The 20,900-nt window shown below is 48.1% G+C and carries 28 protein-coding genes; 2 read left to right on the top strand and 26 right to left on the bottom strand.

What is annotated here, in order from left to right; genetic code table 11:
* Positions 1 to 3: 3 nt before the first annotated feature.
* Positions 4 to 2,217 carry a hypothetical protein gene (locus tag KW844_RS28460; RefSeq protein WP_218380167.1) on the bottom strand — a complete coding sequence of 738 codons (2,214 nt, stop codon included), beginning with the start codon at positions 2,215 to 2,217 and terminating at the stop codon, positions 4 to 6.
* A 92-nt stretch (positions 2,218 to 2,309) separates the two neighbouring features.
* Here KW844_RS28460 and KW844_RS28465 point away from each other — a divergent pair, with 92 nt between their 5' ends.
* Both KW844_RS28465 and KW844_RS29510 read left to right on the top strand, forming a co-directional pair.
* Positions 2,310 to 2,528 carry a hypothetical protein gene (locus KW844_RS28465; protein ID WP_218380168.1) on the top strand — a complete coding sequence of 73 codons (219 nt, stop codon included), beginning with the start codon at positions 2,310 to 2,312 and terminating at the stop codon, positions 2,526 to 2,528.
* The gene (locus KW844_RS29510; protein WP_218380169.1) at positions 2,528 to 2,749 is read left to right on the top strand and encodes a helix-turn-helix transcriptional regulator; all 222 of its coding nucleotides are present in this window, start codon (positions 2,528 to 2,530) and stop codon (positions 2,747 to 2,749) included. The genes KW844_RS28465 and KW844_RS29510 overlap by 1 nt, the downstream gene beginning before the upstream one ends.
* On the opposite strand, the gene KW844_RS28475 is transcribed toward KW844_RS29510, so the two are convergent.
* From KW844_RS28475 to KW844_RS28595, 25 genes are all read right to left on the bottom strand, one after another.
* Complete coding sequence (locus KW844_RS28475; RefSeq protein ID WP_218380170.1) at positions 2,746 to 3,945, bottom strand: hypothetical protein; 1,200 nt, start codon at positions 3,943 to 3,945, stop codon at positions 2,746 to 2,748. The two genes, KW844_RS29510 and KW844_RS28475, sit on opposite strands and share 4 nt — an antisense overlap.
* Positions 3,942 to 4,592: a hypothetical protein gene (locus tag KW844_RS28480; RefSeq protein WP_218380171.1), complete on the bottom strand. Its 651-nt coding sequence runs from the start codon at positions 4,590 to 4,592 to the stop codon at positions 3,942 to 3,944. The genes KW844_RS28475 and KW844_RS28480 overlap by 4 nt, the downstream gene beginning before the upstream one ends.
* Positions 4,559 to 4,726, bottom strand: a complete 168-nt coding sequence (locus tag KW844_RS28485; RefSeq protein ID WP_218380172.1) for a hypothetical protein — start codon at positions 4,724 to 4,726, stop codon at positions 4,559 to 4,561. The genes KW844_RS28480 and KW844_RS28485 overlap by 34 nt, the downstream gene beginning before the upstream one ends.
* Entirely contained in the window at positions 4,726 to 5,367 is a 642-nt protein-coding gene (locus KW844_RS28490; protein ID WP_218380173.1) for a hypothetical protein, read from the bottom strand. Before KW844_RS28490 ends, KW844_RS28485 begins: the two co-directional genes overlap by 1 nt.
* Positions 5,368 to 5,539: 172 nt before the next feature.
* Positions 5,540 to 6,700, bottom strand: coding sequence for a PBSX family phage terminase large subunit (locus KW844_RS28495; RefSeq protein ID WP_218380174.1), 1,161 nt, complete (start codon positions 6,698 to 6,700; stop codon positions 5,540 to 5,542).
* Entirely contained in the window at positions 6,700 to 7,143 is a 444-nt protein-coding gene (locus KW844_RS28500) for a DNA-packaging protein (protein ID WP_218380175.1), read from the bottom strand. Before KW844_RS28500 ends, KW844_RS28495 begins: the two co-directional genes overlap by 1 nt.
* A gap of 149 nt (positions 7,144 to 7,292) precedes the next feature.
* Positions 7,293 to 8,033 (bottom strand): glycosyltransferase family 2 protein, encoded by a 741-nt coding sequence (locus KW844_RS28505; protein WP_218380176.1) that lies wholly within the window; start codon positions 8,031 to 8,033, stop codon positions 7,293 to 7,295.
* Positions 8,030 to 8,524, bottom strand: a complete 495-nt coding sequence (locus KW844_RS28510) for a hypothetical protein (protein WP_218380201.1) — start codon at positions 8,522 to 8,524, stop codon at positions 8,030 to 8,032. Before KW844_RS28510 ends, KW844_RS28505 begins: the two co-directional genes overlap by 4 nt.
* Entirely contained in the window at positions 8,514 to 8,795 is a 282-nt protein-coding gene (locus KW844_RS28515; protein WP_218380177.1) for a hypothetical protein, read from the bottom strand. Before KW844_RS28515 ends, KW844_RS28510 begins: the two co-directional genes overlap by 11 nt.
* Positions 8,792 to 9,052, bottom strand: a complete 261-nt coding sequence (locus tag KW844_RS28520; protein ID WP_218380178.1) for a hypothetical protein — start codon at positions 9,050 to 9,052, stop codon at positions 8,792 to 8,794. Before KW844_RS28520 ends, KW844_RS28515 begins: the two co-directional genes overlap by 4 nt.
* The gene (locus KW844_RS28525) at positions 9,045 to 9,551 is read right to left on the bottom strand and encodes a hypothetical protein (protein ID WP_218380179.1); all 507 of its coding nucleotides are present in this window, start codon (positions 9,549 to 9,551) and stop codon (positions 9,045 to 9,047) included. The genes KW844_RS28520 and KW844_RS28525 overlap by 8 nt, the downstream gene beginning before the upstream one ends.
* A complete protein-coding gene (locus KW844_RS28530; protein ID WP_218380180.1) occupies positions 9,548 to 10,561 on the bottom strand; it encodes a hypothetical protein in 1,014 nt (337 codons plus the stop codon). The genes KW844_RS28525 and KW844_RS28530 overlap by 4 nt, the downstream gene beginning before the upstream one ends.
* Positions 10,562 to 10,730: 169 nt before the next feature.
* On the bottom strand, positions 10,731 to 11,105 hold the full coding sequence (locus KW844_RS28535) for a DUF3127 domain-containing protein (RefSeq protein ID WP_218380181.1): 375 nt from the start codon (positions 11,103 to 11,105) through the stop codon (positions 10,731 to 10,733).
* A complete protein-coding gene (locus tag KW844_RS28540) occupies positions 11,102 to 11,434 on the bottom strand; it encodes a VRR-NUC domain-containing protein (protein ID WP_218380182.1) in 333 nt (110 codons plus the stop codon). The genes KW844_RS28535 and KW844_RS28540 overlap by 4 nt, the downstream gene beginning before the upstream one ends.
* Before the next feature lie 223 nt (positions 11,435 to 11,657).
* Positions 11,658 to 11,903, bottom strand: coding sequence for a hypothetical protein (locus tag KW844_RS28545; RefSeq protein WP_218380183.1), 246 nt, complete (start codon positions 11,901 to 11,903; stop codon positions 11,658 to 11,660).
* 321 nt (positions 11,904 to 12,224) lie between these two features.
* Entirely contained in the window at positions 12,225 to 14,375 is a 2,151-nt protein-coding gene (locus KW844_RS28550) for a VapE domain-containing protein (protein WP_218380184.1), read from the bottom strand.
* A complete protein-coding gene (locus KW844_RS28555; protein WP_218380185.1) occupies positions 14,372 to 15,916 on the bottom strand; it encodes a DEAD/DEAH box helicase in 1,545 nt (514 codons plus the stop codon). The genes KW844_RS28550 and KW844_RS28555 overlap by 4 nt, the downstream gene beginning before the upstream one ends.
* Positions 15,916 to 16,539: a hypothetical protein gene (locus tag KW844_RS28560; protein WP_218380186.1), complete on the bottom strand. Its 624-nt coding sequence runs from the start codon at positions 16,537 to 16,539 to the stop codon at positions 15,916 to 15,918. Before KW844_RS28560 ends, KW844_RS28555 begins: the two co-directional genes overlap by 1 nt.
* Complete coding sequence (locus tag KW844_RS28565) at positions 16,536 to 17,150, bottom strand: siphovirus Gp157 family protein (RefSeq protein WP_218380187.1); 615 nt, start codon at positions 17,148 to 17,150, stop codon at positions 16,536 to 16,538. The genes KW844_RS28560 and KW844_RS28565 overlap by 4 nt, the downstream gene beginning before the upstream one ends.
* A gap of 1 nt (position 17,151) precedes the next feature.
* Complete coding sequence (locus tag KW844_RS28570) at positions 17,152 to 18,093, bottom strand: AAA family ATPase (RefSeq protein WP_218380188.1); 942 nt, start codon at positions 18,091 to 18,093, stop codon at positions 17,152 to 17,154.
* A gap of 275 nt (positions 18,094 to 18,368) precedes the next feature.
* Positions 18,369 to 18,512, bottom strand: coding sequence for a hypothetical protein (locus tag KW844_RS28575; RefSeq protein WP_218380189.1), 144 nt, complete (start codon positions 18,510 to 18,512; stop codon positions 18,369 to 18,371).
* A 159-nt stretch (positions 18,513 to 18,671) separates the two neighbouring features.
* The gene (locus tag KW844_RS28580) at positions 18,672 to 19,040 is read right to left on the bottom strand and encodes a hypothetical protein (RefSeq protein WP_218380190.1); all 369 of its coding nucleotides are present in this window, start codon (positions 19,038 to 19,040) and stop codon (positions 18,672 to 18,674) included.
* Between the two features lie 27 nt (positions 19,041 to 19,067).
* Positions 19,068 to 20,177 (bottom strand): DUF6745 domain-containing protein, encoded by a 1,110-nt coding sequence (locus KW844_RS28585; protein WP_218380191.1) that lies wholly within the window; start codon positions 20,175 to 20,177, stop codon positions 19,068 to 19,070.
* Positions 20,178 to 20,219: 42 nt separating this feature from the next.
* On the bottom strand, positions 20,220 to 20,483 hold the full coding sequence (locus tag KW844_RS28590; protein WP_218380192.1) for a hypothetical protein: 264 nt from the start codon (positions 20,481 to 20,483) through the stop codon (positions 20,220 to 20,222).
* Positions 20,484 to 20,631: 148 nt separating this feature from the next.
* Positions 20,632 to 20,853, bottom strand: a complete 222-nt coding sequence (locus KW844_RS28595) for a hypothetical protein (RefSeq protein WP_218380193.1) — start codon at positions 20,851 to 20,853, stop codon at positions 20,632 to 20,634.
* Positions 20,854 to 20,900 lie beyond the last annotated feature (47 nt).

Consider the following 20,900-nt stretch of genomic DNA (forward strand, 5'->3'; position numbering starts at 1 on the left):
GGGTTAAGCGTATGGTATGCGGGATGATCCGTCATCGTGCAGCAGGTAACCGCCGTCTTCGTGTAGGATAAATCCGGGTTTAACAATTTCTACCTGAACAATGGTTTTGAATAACTCCACCTTAGTGACGTCATTCGTAAGTGGGCTGTAACCTTCTACCTTATTGAGTTTGTAGTACAGGTTATCCACCTTCACCAACTTCTTAAAATCAAGCTGGTTAATATCTGCCGGGGTTAACAAGGCGTATGCCTTGAATAGCTTACTATCCTTATTCCCTATTTCCAGCATGTACTGCTCCCAGTAATACCTGAATAGGGTAACATCTGGGTATACACCACCTGGGGGGTTGAAGAATATTTGATTGGGGGGGCCGAAACACAGGTCGCGAGACGGCGCCTGTGGGTCATCGAACATGCCGCAGTAAGGGTAGTCACGGTAGGTAGCGATCGTCGCACCCGTAGCATCTGTAATGAACCAGTAGGCGTATGCGTTGGAGCCGATTTTATACGATGGCATCATTCCGCCAAACTGAAGAATGCGAATATTGAACGCATCACGGGATTTCACCCCATCTTTATCAACCTTGTAGATGTGCGGTATCACACGGGAGTTACCGGTTTCCTGCACGCTCGGCGTAGGGCTGAATACCAACTCGATCTTTTTGGTATCCTTCTGAAAATCGTTGTCTACTGAGTACTTCCGCTGGCCGTATATCTCATTGTATACCTTCTTATACTTATCTGCATTGTAGTAATCGCTGTCCTCCTTATAGGTAAATAGGAAGTCGCGGGCGGTAAGCTCTCCCATTGGAGTAATCTTTACCTCCTTACTGTAGTCGATTTTATCCGTCCAGTCTACCGCATCAGATGCGGCCGTACTGTAGAACTGATTCATCGGCACAATGAACAGATTCGTCTCATTGTCAGGATCAGTGAACACGTACAAGTTGTGCATCAGGATTATGGACTTGAAAAAATCCTTCTGGCTTACCGTCTTGGAGACGAAGTTGTTCAGCTTGATATCTGTACCGACATCCACAGGATAGGCGCTGTCGTCAACAGGCGACGGCATGGTAACCAGGGTATCGGCGTAGAAGGTGGTCTTACACTTCGGCGGTCCATCTATCGATAACATGACCTCGTCTCCCTGGCTGAACTGGCGCTTTGCGATTTCTATAATCTCAGTATGTGGTAGCGCATACACGCCCGTATTGGCGTTTTGTATCACGTTGCCGTTGACCCGTACGTTGATGTACCCAGGGCCAGAGCAGGTGTATTTAAATGAGAACTGTATAGATGTTTCCAGGTCTCGGGTGAACTTGATCAGGACGCCCTTGGATTCATCGGTGGTGGTATTGGTTATGAACTCGTATTTATCGTAGTATGCTGGATTACCTGTATTCAGATACCACCAGTTACCAATCTCTCGCCATTTACCCACGCGGTTATTTTGGTCGGAACGCTGACGGGAGGAACACCGCAGTATCTTCGGACTGGATGAGGTGAAGCCGTCCTTCTCGGTAGACGGCACAACCAGACTTTTAAAGTATGGCAGGTTGAAGAAGTCGCACTGGTAGGTAAACCCGTTCTGTGCGAACATTCTGTCAATGTACTCCTTAGCATAAATTGCTGGGGCGAACCCCTGAATTGGGTAGTGCATGCCATCAGTAGATAGCCCATAGTCAATGAGTGGATACGTGTAACGGTACTGCGTGGGATGATCCCACACATAGCGTATGTTCGCCGGCGTTAATGTATTCGAGCCAGTGCCAGTTATCGGCGAAACATCCAGGTCGGAGAAATCAAGGTCTGACAACTTCTTATCTCCCATAGCGAACAGAATATCAGACAGCCGTCCCAGCACATTTGTTTCATAGGTAATGGCGCCGCGCTCGTTGGTTATGTTCATTATCCGGATCACCCCCTTAAATATCTGGATGCCGTCCACCAGGATCAGCGCCTTGGCCACCTTGTTGGGATTGAAGTTGTAGCCGATGTTAACGGCAGCAGGATTCCACGTGTTTTCAATGTTCAGATCAAAGATGTGGGCGAACAGAGTATTATTCACCGGTGTGCCAGGGATGGATATGGTTTTGCTGAAGTCGGTGGTGCGCTTATCCGGTTCTCGTATGTCCTGAATGGAGTACGTAAAATCGGTATCAACCTCTTCGGTGAGGTCAAGCGGGTAGCCTTCTACTATGACTGTTGATCTTATCATCAATAGTATATATTAGAAGTGCTGTTTTTTTTTCTAAATAAATTTGGTTAATACGTTATAACGTATTAACTTTATGAAATAAAACCAATAACATGAAAAATAAAATCTCAGTTAAAGATGTATTTGAGAGTGCAGACATTTATGTAATAGAGGGTATTGAACAGGGTAGCGATGGACAGGTGCGCATTAAAGCTAAAACCAGATATTATAAGGTAGGAGCTGAAAATCAAATGACCAAATGGGTAAGTAAGTCTTACGCGACTAAACTGTATGGCTCTCCAATTAGCAATCATCCAAAATTCATCTTTTAATGACACATCCAACACACCTCGTAAGCATCGGGCTTAATGTTAAGAGAATGCGAGAAGCCAGAGGCATGACTCAGTCCGAGCTGGCCGAGTCATCAGCCTTAAGGCAGGCCACGATAGCAGATATAGAGCTAGGCAAGAGTAACTTTGAAATCAATACTCTGGTTAGAATATGCTCGGCTTTAAACTGCTATCTTGATATTAATATTTCTCCGGCTGGCTAAATTACCTGCCGGTAGTTGTCCGTAGATATTTCCAGATCAACCTCCAGGTTGAACAGTTTATCGACCCTGGACTTCTTCTGCTCGTAGTCTGTTGTCTTTATGTTCACCGGTAGGAGCACAATACCGGTACCGCCAAACTCAGTAGCATCGGCCTCCTGGTAAGCAAGCGGACTATCCAGCATATCGCCCAGCAGTTTACTCTCATCATCTGTAAGGTAGTCGCTGATTGCTTTTAGCTTCTTTACAGTCCTGGTGTAATAGTTCCTATTCAACACCTCAAATCTTCTATTTCCCGCATCGTAACCGGTAGCCCGATTACCGGGTTGCCGGAGGGTCTGTTTACGCTCAGTGCTTTGGCTGGCCTTCTGATCCAGCATGAAGTTGAAGGAATCAAATCCGCCCAGCTGGTTCAGGAACCGGAGCCTTACGCCTGGGAAACGCTCGCACTGGCTATACAAATCTATCCGCATTGCGGCACCTCCCGCTGGAGCGATCGTATAATAAGCTGCCTGACTATAGATGGTAGATGAAAAACCGAGCCGAGCATACAGATAGTCGAACCCAACACACAGGTGTAGTGCCCGATGCTGTACGTTAGACAGGCTGGTGTATGGGTTGGAGATAGTGGTAGTGTAAGTCTGTGTCCCGGCGGAATTGTAAACCTTGATATCAAACCCGGTTACCGCAACCGTATCCAGTTGCAGCATGGACAGCATCATATTGTCACGCTTACGGACCGTCTGCCGCTGGAACAAGGTAAGAAACTTCGTATTGGCATAATCGGTATAGTCGAACCATGGCCACCGAAGTTGATCAATAGCGCCATTGAATACATACCCTGAATAACTGGCAAGGTTGCCATGAATGACCCCACTATACTGTTCTCCAAACTGAACACTGTAATCAGCAACACAGCCACCACCCTGGGCGACGATTGCCGGCGATATGGTACTGTCAATCCGCAGGTAGTTAGATCCTACCAGATCGCTGAGCATCTTAGCCAGATCGATCACTACAGCATCGGTACCGGTTACCGGTGGCTGATACTTCAATGTAGCCAGCAACTGGCCGGCGCCTGAATACACATCGGCCACATATTGGAAGCCTGGCAGTGCGTAGTTATCTGATGTTAATGCGAATACCACCGGATTGAAGGCCGGCGTAAACTTCTGCGGGGTAGATACTATGGTGATCATCTGAAATCCTTCTGAATGTTAACAACAATTGTATTTGACAGGGCCTTCTGCATCTCTGCCTCCATCTGCGCCATCACTTCATCCAGACTTTCCTGCTTGAAATTGGTGGCCCGGGTACCGTGCCGGAGGATACCAACTCCCAGCCGGATAGCCAGATCCTGTGCCCGCATCTTGTTACGGAGGTAGTTGCGCGTAAATCGACCTTTTAGCCCTTTCTGCGGCATATTATTCTCTACTATATTCTTCTGCCTCACCCATAATAACAGCGCCTTCTGCATGTTCTTAGACGGGAAAGCGTGCTTAAACCGGTAAGGGCTGGTGTTATTCCGGTTGTTTGGGCCAATACCGCGCACGCCCTTATCGACGTAATCGGCATAGTCAGCCATATAGAACACCGCCTCGTATGCATTACCCTCGAAGTTGTATTCTACACGGATCGATTCAGACAGGTTTCCGCTGGCGGATATTTCCCGGCCATCCTTCAGCGTGTTCAGATTGTTCTGGAATGCCAGGAGCAACTGCCCCATCCACTTTACAAATATCTTCTCTACCGGCGTCAGGTCCAGATCGGAACCACTGTCTGTTCCTAGGTTGTCCAGGAATCCGTCATCAATTAGAGCCTGTTGCCGTTGTGTTTCCGTTGCCATTGGTCATGCAATAATTTATCATACTTAGCCTTATCCTTCAGGTAGGCCAGATCATTCAGATAGTTAATTACCGACAGGTCATATGCCTGTGCCACCGGTATACCCTCAAAAGCGGCAACCTCCTTTGTGTTCATTATCCAGCCCCATCTCTCGTGGAAAGCGCTGCCAGATACATCGCCCCCTCCATCTCCGTTAGCGTCCTCCCCTGCTGCACTTTTCTCTCCAAACAGCCCGGAATAACTCTTAAATATTCCTCCCAAACACGATAAAAAAAAAGGGCCGCTGCCTGGGCTTGGAGTATAGGAACAGACAACATGTCCTCGGCTACCTGGTGGAATGGGATGTCGCCATACTTCCCCAGAGCCTCGCCCCTCGTGATGCCCCAAAACTTCTTCCTCCTGATTGGTAGGCAGATAGCCGCCAGTAATTTGTGCATGTTCAGTATATTCTCCTCCGGAGTCTTGGACACGGATACCACGTCAATAAACTGGCCAGCGTTCAGCTGGTCAAACTCATACACTATCTGGTACTCTCTGCCATTCACCTTCAGCCGGGAAGGAATAGGTACTGCCGGGATATCCGATAAGGATAACCACGATAACTTTTCCTTCTCCTTCCGGAAGTCGGTTACCAGCATGTCCTCATAATAGTCTGCCGGCTTGCCCTCCAATGCGGAGAGCAGCGCGATATCGCGGGCGATGTCGCTGTCGAAGTTCTTACCTTGCAGGATATCGTACAGCTCCTGGAATTTACCTACTGTAATTCTATTCCACATATTCAATTATTTCATAATAAAATACAGAAGAACCATTGTCGTTGCCCATCCCAATGAACACAGCAGTTAATGGTATCTTTTCCGCTGGCCTGAAAATACTTATATACCTGATCTTAGGCCTATCAGGGATGCGCGGGGGGACTGGTGGTGGTGGTGGTATCGGCATATTGTATTAGCTAAGGACATATCGTCCGTTATTGTTATTGCCCAACTTGTTCAACCCTACATACCGCAGGGCGTCGATAAGGTGGTTGTTAAAATCGACAGGCTCGTTCAGCGTCTTGCCGTCCTTGTCCTGTCGCCATTTGTACATATTCAGCTCCCGCCGCAGGTTGGTGCTGTCCTTAGTAATGTTCATCGTCCAGCGCTTCAGGATATCAATACTGTTCTTCACGCTGTCAGCACCCTTGTTCGCAGCCCATACATTGAACCCGTAGTTAGTAAGCTCGGTGATGCTCTTCGGCTCAGCACTGTCCGCCACTACTTCATCGGTAGTTCGGATGCCCACCTGTCGCATACGATCGGCGATAACAGGGTTTGTCATGCCGGTTTCGTAGAACCGCTCCGTAACCCACAGTTCCCCGTTAAACTTATACACCGAAGGACATGCAGTCGGGTCGTTCGTAAATCCGAAGTCCAGACCATGCGCTACCAGCGTAGCCTCTTTCGGTATCTCGTCCACCAGGTTCCAGTTACGGAATATCAGACCTTCAATCTTACCGGTCAGACCACGACCGTAAACCTTGAACAACTCGTGATCCTTAAACCGCAAGGCCTCAATCTTCTCCCGAATCTTATCCGGGCAGAAAGGGTTATGTCGGTGGTCACTGATCAGAAGTTTCACGCTCTTGCCGGCGAGGACTTCCGTATGCACCCAGAACTCAGCATTCGGATTGTAGTCGATATACACCTGCTTGCGTGTACGCATTTCCAACTCCTGATATATTGAGTAGGCGATACCGTTAGCCTCGTTAACGAACAGGTAATCACGCTTACCTGACTTGGCGTCCTGTGCGTTCTGGTAGCTGGTGAACTCCATCACGGAACCATTCCAGAACTTAAACACACGATCGGTACGGTTGTAGTCAGTAATGAACCCTTGCAGTTCTCTACTGCCGGCGATAATGGTTTCGGCATCGCGCAGCGCACCCTTCTTCAGATTCGGAATATCCTGACCAACAATGGTGATTACCTGGTTCGGCTCCTGTATCGCCTTGGTAAATAGCACCTGCAAAATGCTGTACGTCTTACCTGACGAGGTGCCGCCCTGGTTAACTATCACGTCATCGATGGCATCCAGATTAGCTTCATATAGTGGCCCTACCTCAAACATTATACATCTACATCCTTTTCGCTGGACGCTATAGGCGCGTTGTTAATAGCCGGTAATAAGCGTACATCAACGCTGTTGATCTGCACGGTCTGCTCTACCACCTGCTTATCCTGCCAGCCATAGTTACACTTCAGGTCGAATATCAAACCGGTAGTGCTGCCACCGCCGTTCACCAGGGCCGCCCGTTTACGCGCTTCTACTTCGAAGGAAATTGTTTCACAAATCGCCTCATATCTTTCGCGTTTACAATACTCCGACCAGGCCTGACGGGATAACGGGAGTCGTGCCTGGAATTCCTCTAAAGTGTACACGCGCGGTCGTAACAATTTCACAACCTTGCCTGCACTTACCTCTTCAACCCTATGGTTGTTACAATCTCGCTTATACTCCTCCCATAAGCTCTGAAGCTCTACTGGTTCAAAGCGCGGTTTACTTCCAGACATCTTTATTCTTCTTTGAGGTTAAATGAAAACAATGGCACTCAGTACAGAAGTAGGCCCGGCATTCATTGCGCCGGCGGAACGCTTTCCGCTGACGGTTATGCCTGATCCAGTATAGCGCCTGGTTAGCCTCTTCCTTCGTGAGTGGTTTCTTATGGCACATACTCTGCCATGTTCATGGTGGTTTCTCCGTCAGGCGCTATATACACCCTGCCGGGATTATTGATGTATTCCTGGATACTGGCGACATGTACCGGCCAGGTAGCCTGTACTGATGCTGCCTTATCATACCCATACAGAGTATTGTTGTGATCATCCAGGTGTGTGGACTTGCCAGGTATGTAGTAGTTGACAAAGCCCTTCATCTGGCATCGGACATTATAGTCGTTGTCGATTGGCCCATACCTGCCGAAGTCCTCCCGGAACTTACCTACTGCATCATACACCTGCCGGCTGATCATGCAGTTCCCGATCACATCGCCCACAAATGCCGGGCGCCCGGCGATCTCCCCGTATGGGTACATATGCTCGCCTGGACAGATACTGATCATTCCTGATTCTGGTATTGCCTTCAAGTATTTAACCTTATCGCTCAGCCAGTTCTTAGATTCCAGGATGTCGTTGGCCATGAAGTGAACGGCATCGTATTTATGTAACCTGATTGCAGTATCCATCATTATATTCAGCGCCTTCGCAATACCTACATTATTATCACTCAGGTAAAGTGAGTATGGATGGATAGAGCGGGCCAATTGCTTAACCCTGTAATCCTGACTACCATTGTCCCATATGAACAAGTCGAACGGGTGGCCGGCATTCTTCAGGTTGTGATCCAGCACCATCTTAAACGTATCATATCGCTCATAACTGAGCATTAGCACTGCTACTTTCATGGTATGATATTTTGTCGGATATACCTGGCAGGGTTACCAGCGTATACTCCTCCTTCATCAATTTCAACTTTCAGAGGAACCACAGCCCCCATGCCAATCATAGACATAGCGCCAATGTGGTGTCGCTGGTGAATAACAGCGTTTAGGCCAATGGTGGCGTGGTGTTCTACCACCGTATGTCCCCCGATCTTGGCACCGCAGGAAATGGTTACATCGTTGTGGATTTGCGCATCATGCCCAACATGCGCGTGCTTCATGATGAAAGCGTTGTCACCTATATAGGTGTACCCTTCCATCCCAGCGTCAATGGTAACATGACCAGTAATACGGCAGTTATCACCGATGACCACATCTCCCGGATTCGCCGGGTCCCACTTTCCGCGATGTTCCGCCGGCATTCCAATTACGCAGTACGGGCCGATGTAGTTGCCGGTACCCATGGTCACGTTCGGGCCTATGACCGCTGTTGGATGTATATAGTTACTTCCCATTGCCTGATGGTTTAGGTGGTTTGGCTGGTTTATCTGTGGCCTGCTTAGCGAGGTATCGGTCATAGGCTTTATAAACCTTGCCTACCATCTCTGCGACACAGGAGCCACACCAATGGCTGAAATGCTCAACGCCTATCGCTTCGTTATGGACCTGCTGTAGCTGGTCGAATACTGTTCGGTCCAGATTCTGGATAAAGCCGGCATCACGGAGAGTGATCCAGTGACCCTTGTGTTGTTCGAGTATCTTGATATGGTCTTCTGTAAAATTCATTTTTGAAGGTGCTTGGTTATGGCAACTGCGGATATCGCAGCCCCTGCACCTATATATATTACTTCGAGCGTGTTTTTTTCAAAATAAATGGAAGAAATTATTCCGAGCCACCAGGCAAGGCAAAGGGCACAGTCCAGCGGCTTAACCCGCTTAGACATGTCGGAGCGAATCATGCGCTTCACAGGCATGTACATTCGCTGCTCTACGAAGATGACCGCGATGCATGCGGAGCCAAAGATGATCAGTAGGTTATTCATACTTTCTAACTTTTTTCCGCACGACCTTACGCACGGTGGTGATGGTATTATGGAGCGATTTTATTGGTATCTCTGTCAGCTCGCTGACCGCCTTAAGCGTCCCATGTTGCACGTACAACTTCATCACCCCAGCATCATACCAATACGCCTCGTCCAGCGCATTCTGTGTCTTACTTAACAGATCTTCTGGGAAGCCGCCACACGTCCAGGCCTGGTTGATGTCCTCGGCATGCTGACGTACTATCATACCATCACGGCGGAATTTCTTATGGTAGGCACTGGTCTTACTATTGAACTGCTTCTGCGCCATGCGATAGAAGAAGCACTTCAGGCACGACTCATTCAGCCGGCGCAGTTTATCCTCTGTTATTTCCAGCACAAACAGGCACAGCTCCTGGTAGAGGTCATCCGCATCAACCGGATCACCGGCCACCTGCAAACAGATGGCCTTGTATTCCGGATCGCGGGCAAATTGGTCGATGATTGCATCTCTATTCATAGTACAGATTTGAACGCTTCAAGGCGCAGGAAATTCAATATTCTCAGCTCATAGTTTCGCTTCACGAACTCGTGCATCGCCTCACCAGTATCCTGAACGAAGGCCGGGTTAAACTCGCAGTAGCGTATCCACCTGTGCCAGTCGCTGGGGGTGTCCACTCGCATGATCAGCGGGTTATCGTCATCACGGTATGGAGGCACATTGCTACATATGATCGGCATACCCTTACAGCCGGCCTCTATTACTTTCAGGTTGGATTTGCAGGCATTAAAGTCGTTGGCTACCAGCGGTGCCAGCGCTACATCCCCATGGCTATACAGATCCATGTAGCTATCCAATGGCAGGTGGTTCTCTGTCCTGAACTGCTTCAATGCGCCATTGGCAGACATAGCCAGCGCCATGTCGTCGTATATTTTAATCCCTTCTGCGACACCGGCCAGCACCAGCTCACCTGTAAATGGCTCACGTGCCAACCTGCGGGCTGTATTTCGCAGCAGCCGGACGTCCCATAGGTGCGAGCCACCGCCGGCATACACGAATCGGGTTAGACCTTCTGGCCCCGGTATATTACGGGTAAATTGCCCTTCGCCAAATGGCAGCCCATTGGGCACCACGTACACGTTCCGGTTATACGTACGCACCTTCTCGGCCAGGCGGTCGCTGGTGCAGGTAACTGCGTCGGCGGCGGTAAGGCTTTGGACGATCTTCCACTCCATTTCCTGCGACTTCCATACAGCAGTCAGCATGTGCCCTGGGTACAGCTTCCAGTAGTCATCTACATCTACGACGATCTTAAAGCCGTGCTTCCTCCGCAGCGCCAGGACTGTCTCCATAGATACGCCGTATGGTATGCGGTTATAATACAGGATGTCACATTGCGCCAGTTGTTCTTCCTGCGTCGGTGCAGTAACTCCTGAGATATACCCCGCCTCGTGGAGGTATTCCAGTGGCAGGCGTATACGGTGATAGTCGCAGCCGGAGTGCTTATTTAGAAGTGCGAGTACTTTCATTAGTTGTTTTGGTTATCGTAATCAATTCGGTTGTGTCCCAGGTAGTTTTGCCGGCAGTACTCAGCAGCTAGAGCCTTCGTTGGCGCCTGAACGTTAGGACCACAGAATTCACGGAATGTGCCGGTATACGGATCTATGGCCCTAACGATTGTAGTCCAGGTGCTCATGGTTAGAATGGTAAGTCGTCAGAAGTCTCGGCGGCGGGTGCTGCCACAGGTGCTGCCGGTTGCTGTGCTGTCGCTCCCGCGCCGCCCTTTTCAGTTACCTTAATACGCCATCCTTGCAGGGTATTCATTACCCCTTCTCGGCCATCCTTTGTCCAGTGCCGGCCGCGCAGGTTAATACCTATCTCTACATGATCGCCCTTGTTAACCTTATCCAGCAGGCTAGTGTTGTTCTGGTGGAACTCGATACAGTACGTTTGTGGGTAGTCACCTGTGGTCTCCTTCAGCCACAGTTCGCGCTTTTCGAAGTTTCCAATAATGACAGCGTCTTTAACGCTCTGGACTTCTCCAGTGAGGGTGATTTTAGCTTGGTCGCTCATTGTACTATTGATTTTATAAGTGATTGAAATGTTTCTTCGTCTCGGACCAGGTACACTTCGATGCCGGCAGCCTGCCACACCTGGTGTATCTTCTCCTGCTCCTTAGATGTTCTGCCGGCATCAGCCTTAAGCTCAAAGCCTACAGGCCTACCGCCATACAGGCAAACCATGTCCGGAATGCCAGGCACCACGCCGGTTGCTTTCAGCGCCATGGCTTCCCGTACGTTTCGGGTGCCGCCGTTAGGCACCGCGAACAGGAGGCCACGCAGCTGCGGGTAGGTGTTATGTGCCCATTGATAGCAGCGCGCTTGTAGTTGCGATTCTTTCATACTTCTTTACTTTTAGCATGATATATATCCTGGATACCAGTTTAAATTGTCTTGCCGATGATGCTCTCATGAAGGTGTCGTCTACAATCATTGCAGTCCATATCTCCATGTAGTCATCACGAATCTGCAAATAATCAGTACGGCCTAAGAATGCTGATTTTATTCGGTCCTTAAATCTTGATTCCTTGCTCATTTTGTTTACCAGTATCGCTGCTGGTAGCGTTTAAATAACAACTGTTGTTAACTGGTTAATAATCCTGGTATCTACTCCGGGGTACTGCGCCTCCATCTTCCGCACCGCGTCGTTGTAGTCTACGGCCAGCAGCACCGCGTGCGAGATGTAAGCGATCATGTTGACCTCAATAAGGAAGGGCTTCATCTCGCGCAGCCAGTCCCGCAGTTCTTCTTCTTTTGATTTTCTGGGCATATATATCTTTTGTTGTGTCACCTTGTCGTGACGGTTTGACATTTACTCTCTATTAGCCAATAACACCAGTAACACCCCTATGTTATTGCTGAAACTCTTTACTGTGGCTTAAAATAACAGGATAACACCAATAACACCACTTTACTAAACTTTTATAGAAATACCATTCTATTTTAAAGCTATAGGATATATGGACTATATATTTTGATATATCGGTTATATATACCCATTTTACTACTAACCACTATTCCTATTAACTTTTAAGAATTTAGTGTTATTCCTGTTATTCTTCTGTAATGCAGCCACTGTATTACATTACAGCAATAACACCACCGTTATTTTACAGTTATTGGCTGTTATTGGCTAAAAAACCGGACGCGGTTTAGTTTCCACCAGGCACACACGACGTGCCGTACTGCCATTAACTGTTTTTAGCTTTGACTTCCACCCTAATCTATTTGCTTCTTTCATTAACTGCTCTCTGTTAACTCTAACAGTAGAATACCTTTCCAGGTAGGTTATGATGTCAGCGTATGTCATCCATATACCAGATGGATTATATACATTATCTGGCACATACTCGAAGTGAGTTAGCAATAACTCATATTCGCTACTGTAGTTCTCAAACCCGGTAGTATGGGCATTCAAGCGCTCTATATCCTCCTTATTAAGCTCCCACTTAAACCCTTCTTTAAATAGCCAGTAAGCCTCCATTATCAGTTCAATGCGATCCACTTCATCAATCCTGGTGAAGTCAATGGATAGCACATTGACAGGAATGATGCGCCTGTTCCCTGTGGGATCACGCAATATCTCCTTATGGTTAGTGGTGCCACAGAATGTGCAGATACGCTTCATGGTGACGGATGCATGGGCATAAGGTTCCCGCACGGTGATGTTCTGTTTCGACAGGATAGATTTCAGCTTTGCCTCCTCTTTCTTATTCTTGCCAGACAGCTCATCGTCGAAAATCAGTATCTTCTTACACATCAGTACATCGTCGTCTTTGTCACGTTCCATCTTACATTCAGCGAAATACTGCTGTAACTCAGCCGGCAGCATACGCTGGAAAAACTCTGTTTTACCAGTATTTATCTCCCCAGACAGCACCATCATTAATGGTGATGGCTTACCATATAAAGTCGCAATCATACCTACCAGCCAGCGCTTGGCATAGTACTGAACAAAGTCCGGAAAGAATTCACTACCTTCCTCCATACCCGTATCGGACTGAATACAGGAAAAGTATTCGTCAATTACTCCGGTTGGGCGGATGTGCTGGTACCGTTCGAAAAACTCATCAAATGGATTATAGTCCTCAGTAAAATTTGAATGGATGATATTACGCACCATATCCTTACTCACCTTGTCATACACCTTAGCCGTTTCCTTCCAGATGGTATTCATATCACGGTCCTCGATTGGCACCCCGTTCACCTCAATAAAGCGGGTGATCACATTCCTACGCAGGCTGTAATTATACCTTAACCATTCCTCCACCTGGGTGATCAAGCTGTCATCATTCTCCACAGCGGCACCAGCCCAAACCTGGTCGATTATGGGGCCGGATTCCTCAGCGTCGATACCGTCAGCATCCTTAAGCATCTTGGCCGCCTCCGCTTTGGTGCTACCGGACTTTTTAATATTCCTGGCAACGGTGGCTATCTTCTGTGTCCTGGCTGATACAGTTTGCAGACCCGCCTGCTTGGCATAGTAGTAGAATGTGGCGATGGTAACACCGGACCGGCCAGCCTTTAGGCAGTTAGTATACTGGCGATCTGCCAGCTCATACTTATACTTATGGTGAAACTGGCTGATACGGTGATAATACTGCCGGCCGTTCTGTCCGAACTTATCAGCCAGGGCAAACCCAATTCGCAGCCATGCCTGGTAATCACCGGTAAGGTCAATCCTACGGGATTCGATCTCCTGGACGATAGACTCGAAGTCGTTCTGCACGAAGACTACCTCCTGCACCTTACGTAGGGACGCCGGCTGTTTCTTAGGGTACTGCACGAAGCGGTCCGACTGCTCATTCAGATACAGGTGCGGATCCCAGGAAACGAACCGTGCACGTGACACATCCCTGCAGGAAGGGTCTACTACGATGTGGTAATTCGTGTACAGATATTCCTGCAGGCCTTCGAAGGCGTCAGCATGCTTGTCCGGATTGATCTTGAACATCACCGCCAGACCTTTTCCGCCGGCGGATACGAAGGCAGCGTAAACGTACCGGTCGACACACAGGAGGGATTTTACCTCCTCCGGATCTACATCGTCTATATCAATGCACAGGAAACCCGAGTGTTTAATAAGCCCCGTAATGCGGCGCTCACTGAACCTGCCTGACATACATACAGCTACCAGGTTGGTCTTATCCTTCTGCCCATTGCGTACAGCCAGCACATCATCCTGGTACTTACCGTCCCTGATGTTCTCCAACAGCAGATCTACAGGGATTTCATTGTCTCCCTTCACCTGCTTAATATTGCTGTATATACTGATCGTGGTCATGCTACCTGTTGCTGATTGGTAAATACTTTATTTAATGCTTCTTCAAACCACTGCCGTGTGGTTTCCTTGTGCCACTGGTTATATCCCTTGTCATTGGCGTGACACCAGTCTTTAACCTTCTCCTGATACATGGCGTGCAGTTTCTCCGTAACCGAATCGGTAAGCTCTTTAACACGCCAGCTCCTACGAGCCTTTGATATGATGGTATCTTTGATCCTGTGTAGGGCGGCGTAAGAGTTATATCCGGCAGCAGCGGTAGTGCTGATTACTTCATCTACAGCGATAAGCAATGGACGCTCTTCCGTCAGCAGTTCAAACTCTGCCAGCGCAGAATCTATCCGCATGGCCTTCTTCAGATCACCGCCGCAAACCGGGCAGGTAGTTACTGAAGCGTGAACGATAGCCTCACAATGGTCGCAAGACTTCACTGGCGCGACTCCTTCTTTATCAGATGGCTTATCCGGGTTATGAAACATAAACTCCCAATCACGAACAGCACACCAGTCGCCATGCGTAAGGGCATTTCCGCCCATATCCAGTATGGTGAATAATTCCTTACCTGGGAATGGCCTACTGCCTCGGCCGGTCATCTGCAACCACAACGGTAGGCTGGTGGTTGCCTTGTTCACGATCACGGTGGATATGCCCGGCTCGTCGAATCCCGTCGTCAAAATACCCACGTTATTCAGGATCGCGCCAGGTGTATCCTTCAGCCATTGCAGGCACTCTTTCCGGAAAGCATCACCACAGGTAGCATCCAGGTGTCGGGCTGGATAGCCGGCATCTATAAAGGCCTGGGTGACAATCTTGCTATGCTCGACATTACAGTTAAACACAACCGCCTTGCTTCCCTCGCAGTGCTTACGGTATCCTTCTACGGTATTACTCACCTGTCTGGCCTTGGAGAACTCATTGCCCATCTGCTTATCATCGAACTCTCCGCCCTTAATCTTCAGGGTCTTACGGTCGATGTTCTTGATATGATAGGTCTGATTCCTTACCAGAGCGCCAGAGGTAATCAGATCAGGTATATCTATCCCGCATACTATGTCCTCATACAGATCCTTTAACGGCTCCTTCTTGCTGGCGCTAATTGGTGTAGCGGTGAATCCGATGATAACTGCATCCGGGAAGTACTGGTGCATCTTCTTGAAGTTTCCCAGGTGGCATTCATCGATTATTACCAGTCCCACATTACCGAAATAGTTCGGGTTCTTACGTAGACGGTTATACGCCGTCTCTACCATAGCGGTATATACCGGAACATTTGGTAAATATTTCTGCCCAGCTACTACCGGATGACCGATTATCTCATACCAATCGTATAGAGTCCGGCGTGCCTGATGTAGTAGCTCCGACCGGTGCACCAGGATCAGCACCTTACTGGACTGCTTGGACAGCCACCGCTGGCTAAGACCTGAGAAGGTGACGGTCTTCCCGCCGCCGGTAGCCAGCTGGAAAACGATACGACGCTTACCAGCTGCTACCTTCTGAGCTACGGCGGTGATGGCCTCTGTCTGATATGGTCGTAAAGATTTCATTATCCCCATTGATTTGCCATAGCATTAGCTATGCCTTTAAAAGTCCTGCTACGCTCTTTCCACCTATCAGGTGTGTTAGGTTGCGAATCAGTGTAGTATCTTTTCTTACCCGACTTGTCTGTAAATACCGGGCCCGGAATATATTTCAAAGGGTTAGCCGCCACTTCGGGTAGTCCATTCAGTTTTGGTAACCCCTTCAACCATAAGCAGGTCTTCTTTCTCTCAGACTCGCCAAACCACCATGGTTCGATAACTTGTGTATAGGCAGGTAACCCGGCAAGTTTATGAGGTACGGGATTCTCAACGCAAATGCGAGGGGCCCGGTGATTTAACAACAACATAAAAAAGTCCCTGGCCTTCTTTACCTCGGCCATTCTGCTATCTATAGTCATTGTCTTGCTATCATGATACAACCATCCCACGCCAGCACGTGTGAGATATGTGCACGGCGGATGGGCTATTATCAAATCCCATTCTTCATGAAGAATATCCCTTACATCGCCTTGATAGTGGTTTCCTTCGCTCTCAGTTGCGAGCAGATCGCAACTGAGAGCGAAGTGCCCTCTTTGAGAAAAGGCATCTCTAACCCTCCCAGAGTACTCGCATGCAACTAATACTCTCATCTGATTTGGAGTGATTTACGCTCAACTATTGCAGCACCTGGGTATGTAATACCTTCTTTGATCAGGCTGGCGACACGCGTTTTGCTGATAGTTGATTTAATATTCAAGGTTGCCAATACCTCAGAAGTAACTCCTGCAGCTATGGCTTCATCTTCTTTTCCAGGCGTAATGAATGCGGTGACTGAACAATACCTGATGATGTCATCATGGCACGTTTCCGACAACTCTACCGGCGAAGACTTGCGGATGCTGAGTGTCAGCAACTCATTCTGGACCTTAACCTCTCCGAACTCCGTCATGGCTTCCAGTACTATCTGCTCTAACTTTTTTGCCTTCTTCAGGAATGCTGCTTCCCGAGCTTGCAATCGCTTTATTTCCTGTGCCACTACCTCAGCATCAGCTTCAAGTTTCCGGATAGCAAACCCGTAGGCAATGGCTTTCTGCTGGAATTCCTCCCTGTTGATAGTCAGCTCCTCCATGGCTGCTTCGTCCAGTTCACCGTCAGCAGCATCGATGAAGGCAAGGAGTGTAAGATTATCCTGGCGGATATCATATAGTGAGCGCTTAGACTCGTTGCGCTCTTCAGCGAATATTTCTTTTGACTGTCCCATTTTAAGCAGCTTTAGGTTTGGCTTCTTCCAGTTTTTTGCGCTGGTCATCGGTGAGAGAATAGGTTGATTTTACTTTTTCTTTGATGCCATGCTCTCCATTAACGATCCGTTCAATGGCCTTATCAAGCATGGCATCTGTGATAGGCAGTCGCTTAATTGACTCGGTTACACCGAGATCGCACCAATCACGTATAGCCTTACCTGTCATTACGTTTGGCACAAACGCTGGCTTGTCAGCGAATAGTCCAGTTCGGTCCTTACTAGATAATGCCAGGTGATTGATATCCAAGTCCAGTGAGACCGTTAATTCATATTCGAAACCCTCACGAGTCTGTGCAGCCATGCCTACTTTCTGTGGCACCTGCTTACCATTTTTCTCGGTGAGTATATAGTCTGACTTGCTTCGTACCGTAGTAATAATATGCACAGGCGCGGTGAGTATCCTGTCAACAAATTTTTGATGTAGTGGGGTTACCTTTGCCCAAGCCGTGAAGCCATTTTGCGTTCTTTGTTTTGACACCTCTACATCATGTAACTCAAGACAACCACCGACGCCATTCCATTCATGGGTAATGCTGTCAATGATAATCACCTCTGCTCCATGCTTCAGACACAGATCAATAGATTGGATATACCTGTCAGGGTGATAAGGAGCTGACAGTGGGATTACGTTAAACTCCCCTACCGTGAGCCCGTATTCTGGCAGGTACTTCTGGTCGTACAGGTCGGCACTTTCGTTTTCACTATCTATCAGCGCTATCTTAGACCAGTCACCTGTAATACCGTACGCTATAAGCAGAGCAGTCAGTGTCTTCCCTGATCCAGCTGGACCAGACAATCCAAGGCGAACTCGCGCCTTCTTACGCTCAACTTTTCTATATTGTAATTCAGACATAATAATAGTTGCCGGCATTGCCCCACCGGCGAGGGTTGTTAATCCCAAAACTCAGTTATGCCACATCCACAGTACCAGCGGTATGATCACCAGCGCGGCGAATACCAAACCCCCTGCAATAAGCTTCAGCCTCTCGACAATTCGAGAGTTGCGCGAGTACTTCGGAGGTTGTACACTCGTCAGGTATAATTGCAACAGTATATTCCTGTGTAGCATATAATGCGGTTATAAGTGATAAAATTGCCTGCCGACCAATTGGCGTCTCATACCTACAGAACATTATCAGTACGCCGCAGTATGTGACCTTAAGGGTTCCAGGCATATCAGTTCATTTGAATTTTAGTAACCTTAGGCACCCCTGTTACCTTCACGTGCCTACGCAATACCACACGTACGCCATACCTATCCAGTATCACAAACAGACAGATGATGCCGAGGCAGCAGAGTATATTAATTATTGCTTCCATGGTGCTTTCCCGTTTTTAACTATTAAATAAATAGCTGCAACCAGTGCAGATACCAAAAGTGTAAGCTGAGCGTATAAGTATATAGTAGACATGGTAGTAATAATTATGAGAAGGATAGCCCAGTGTAGAAACATCCGGGCGTTCATTCCCTATGAAACTTTAGTCGATTACTCTTTCCATCAGTTTAGAGTAAGGGTTATATGAATTCTGGATATAGAACTCGTATGTACCCTCTGGCAGCAGGTGACTTCCATGGTCAGCCTGTGGTAGCTCTTTGCTGCTCTCATAGTCCTTCTCACTGAAATTACTTTCGTGAACATGCTGAATCCTGGCGCCATCAGGCCCTACAACGCATATGATTCTACCTTCAGCTTCCAGCATTTCAACATCCCCTGTTATCACATGCATGTGACCTGAATGCTCGCCTAATGCGATTGGCTTATTCAGCACACGTTTAGCACTGGATGGTATAGATTGAATGGAAGCAAACTGCACGTCACCCTGGTGACCACGTAAATTGTTTGTCATGATTATATGTTTTGAGAAGTGAATAATTTATGAACGCAAGTCGAAAGAGTAATCCTCTGGCTTGAAAGGAGATAGAGACGCGATTGCCGTAAGGGCATCCGTATGATGAGGGTCTACTCCTTGCAGGTATTGTGTACCTGTAGACGGGCAAACCATCTTCACCCAGGCAAACGGCTGACCATCTATCTCCTCAAATAGTTCTGATGTCTTAAGCAGTGTAACAGTTTCCAAATCACCATTTCGGTGAGTGATAGTACAGCTATCTATCTCAATAGCGCCCAGTAAATCCATCATCCTCTTCTGACCGAGAACCTCGTATATTCCGCCCTTTATTTCGCTGTTTGGCTCACGCAGGAACATCTCTTTAGTAATCTGGCCAGCTGCTGCCTTTTCCCAAATCCACGATGGTAATGCCCGCCCATTCACATAATGCTGTGCATATCCGTCTGCAAACTCAATTGCCGGCCCGTTAGGATTGTGCAGCCTACCTTCTGCGTTGCGTATGATCTTTGAAGGAAGCGATGATACAATGCAGAATCCTTCCAGCTGTATCATGTCGTATATGCCTGACAATAGCACACTTTTAAACTGGTTAAATCCTGCATGGTCAATCACTCCAACCTGCGTAAAGAAGTCATAGAATGATACCCAACCGTAATCATAGATGCTCCCGCCGGCGTAGCCGGTAAAACTTGTATATTCTACCCCGACCTGATCCCCGACCTGAGCCACGACCTGAGCCCCGACCTGATCCACGACCTGAGCCCTGACCTGATCCCTGACCTGATCCCAGACCTGAGCCCTGACCTGATCCCCGACCTGAGCCACGACCTGAGCCCAGACCTGAGCCACGACCTGAGCCCTGACCTGAGCCCTGACCTGATCCGTTGATGAATTCACACCAATAACCTTAATAATTTCTTTCAGGTAAGCGACTGCATACTGGCACCCCATTGGGCTGTCCACGTAAATAACGACAGGGCTTTTCTTTCCGATAGAATTATACAGCCAATCGATGCCAATCTTAGCAGCATCTTTGTTTATGGCCGTCTTGCAGGAAAAGATGTAGTTAAGCCAGAAGTCGCGTACTTGTAGCATCTTCTGCTCTTGTTCGTTAGTTAATCTTTCAAGTTTCATATATAGATGGTGTTTAAGACTTTAGTAATACCAGGGCTGCGATCAGCCCCGGGTGCATTCTGATTCCACGTTATGAAAAACTGCCTGGGTGAAGTCCATTACCTTGGCCGCCGCGCTTAGGAACGACTTCCATTCAGGAGCTTCTACAATGCTTTGATAAAACCATATCTGATAACCCTCATTCTCGAATGATACACCGTACTTTGCCATCATCGCTTCAGCCATCACCGCGTACTCTGCAGTAGTATCAAATGCACCTTTGGTGTGCCAGAGGGTAAATAATTTTTGAAGGAATCGTCTTTTCATAACTGATATGTTTTATTTGATTAAACCGTGTTTCTTCATCGCGGCTATCCTGTCACGGTGCCGCCACTTCGCTACCAGGTACTCCGCCATCTCCTCCACCTCCTGCTTCCTGGTCTTTTTCTTCGGCTTTACCAGCTGCTTCTCAGGCTCATCCCCTGCGCGATATGCGACGTACATCTCCGTTAGATTTGCGTATGATCTTACGAGCAGCTTTGGCGGCAGCCTTCACGTCATCCACGTTGGAGGACTCGCCGTCCAGGACAGCGTAAATTGTGCGGCGTTTCAGACCGTTCTCCCGGCACACTTCAGTGAGGTTCACCCGGCGGAAGAGGTTGCGGTATGCCTTGATCTGTTTGCTTGTTAATCTCATTATCATACTGGTAATAGAATTTGCGTACTAATACGCGTTGTATTGTT

The organism is Chitinophaga sp. sic0106 (assembly GCF_019219075.1).
Classification (GTDB): Bacteria; Bacteroidota; Bacteroidia; order Chitinophagales; family Chitinophagaceae; genus Chitinophaga.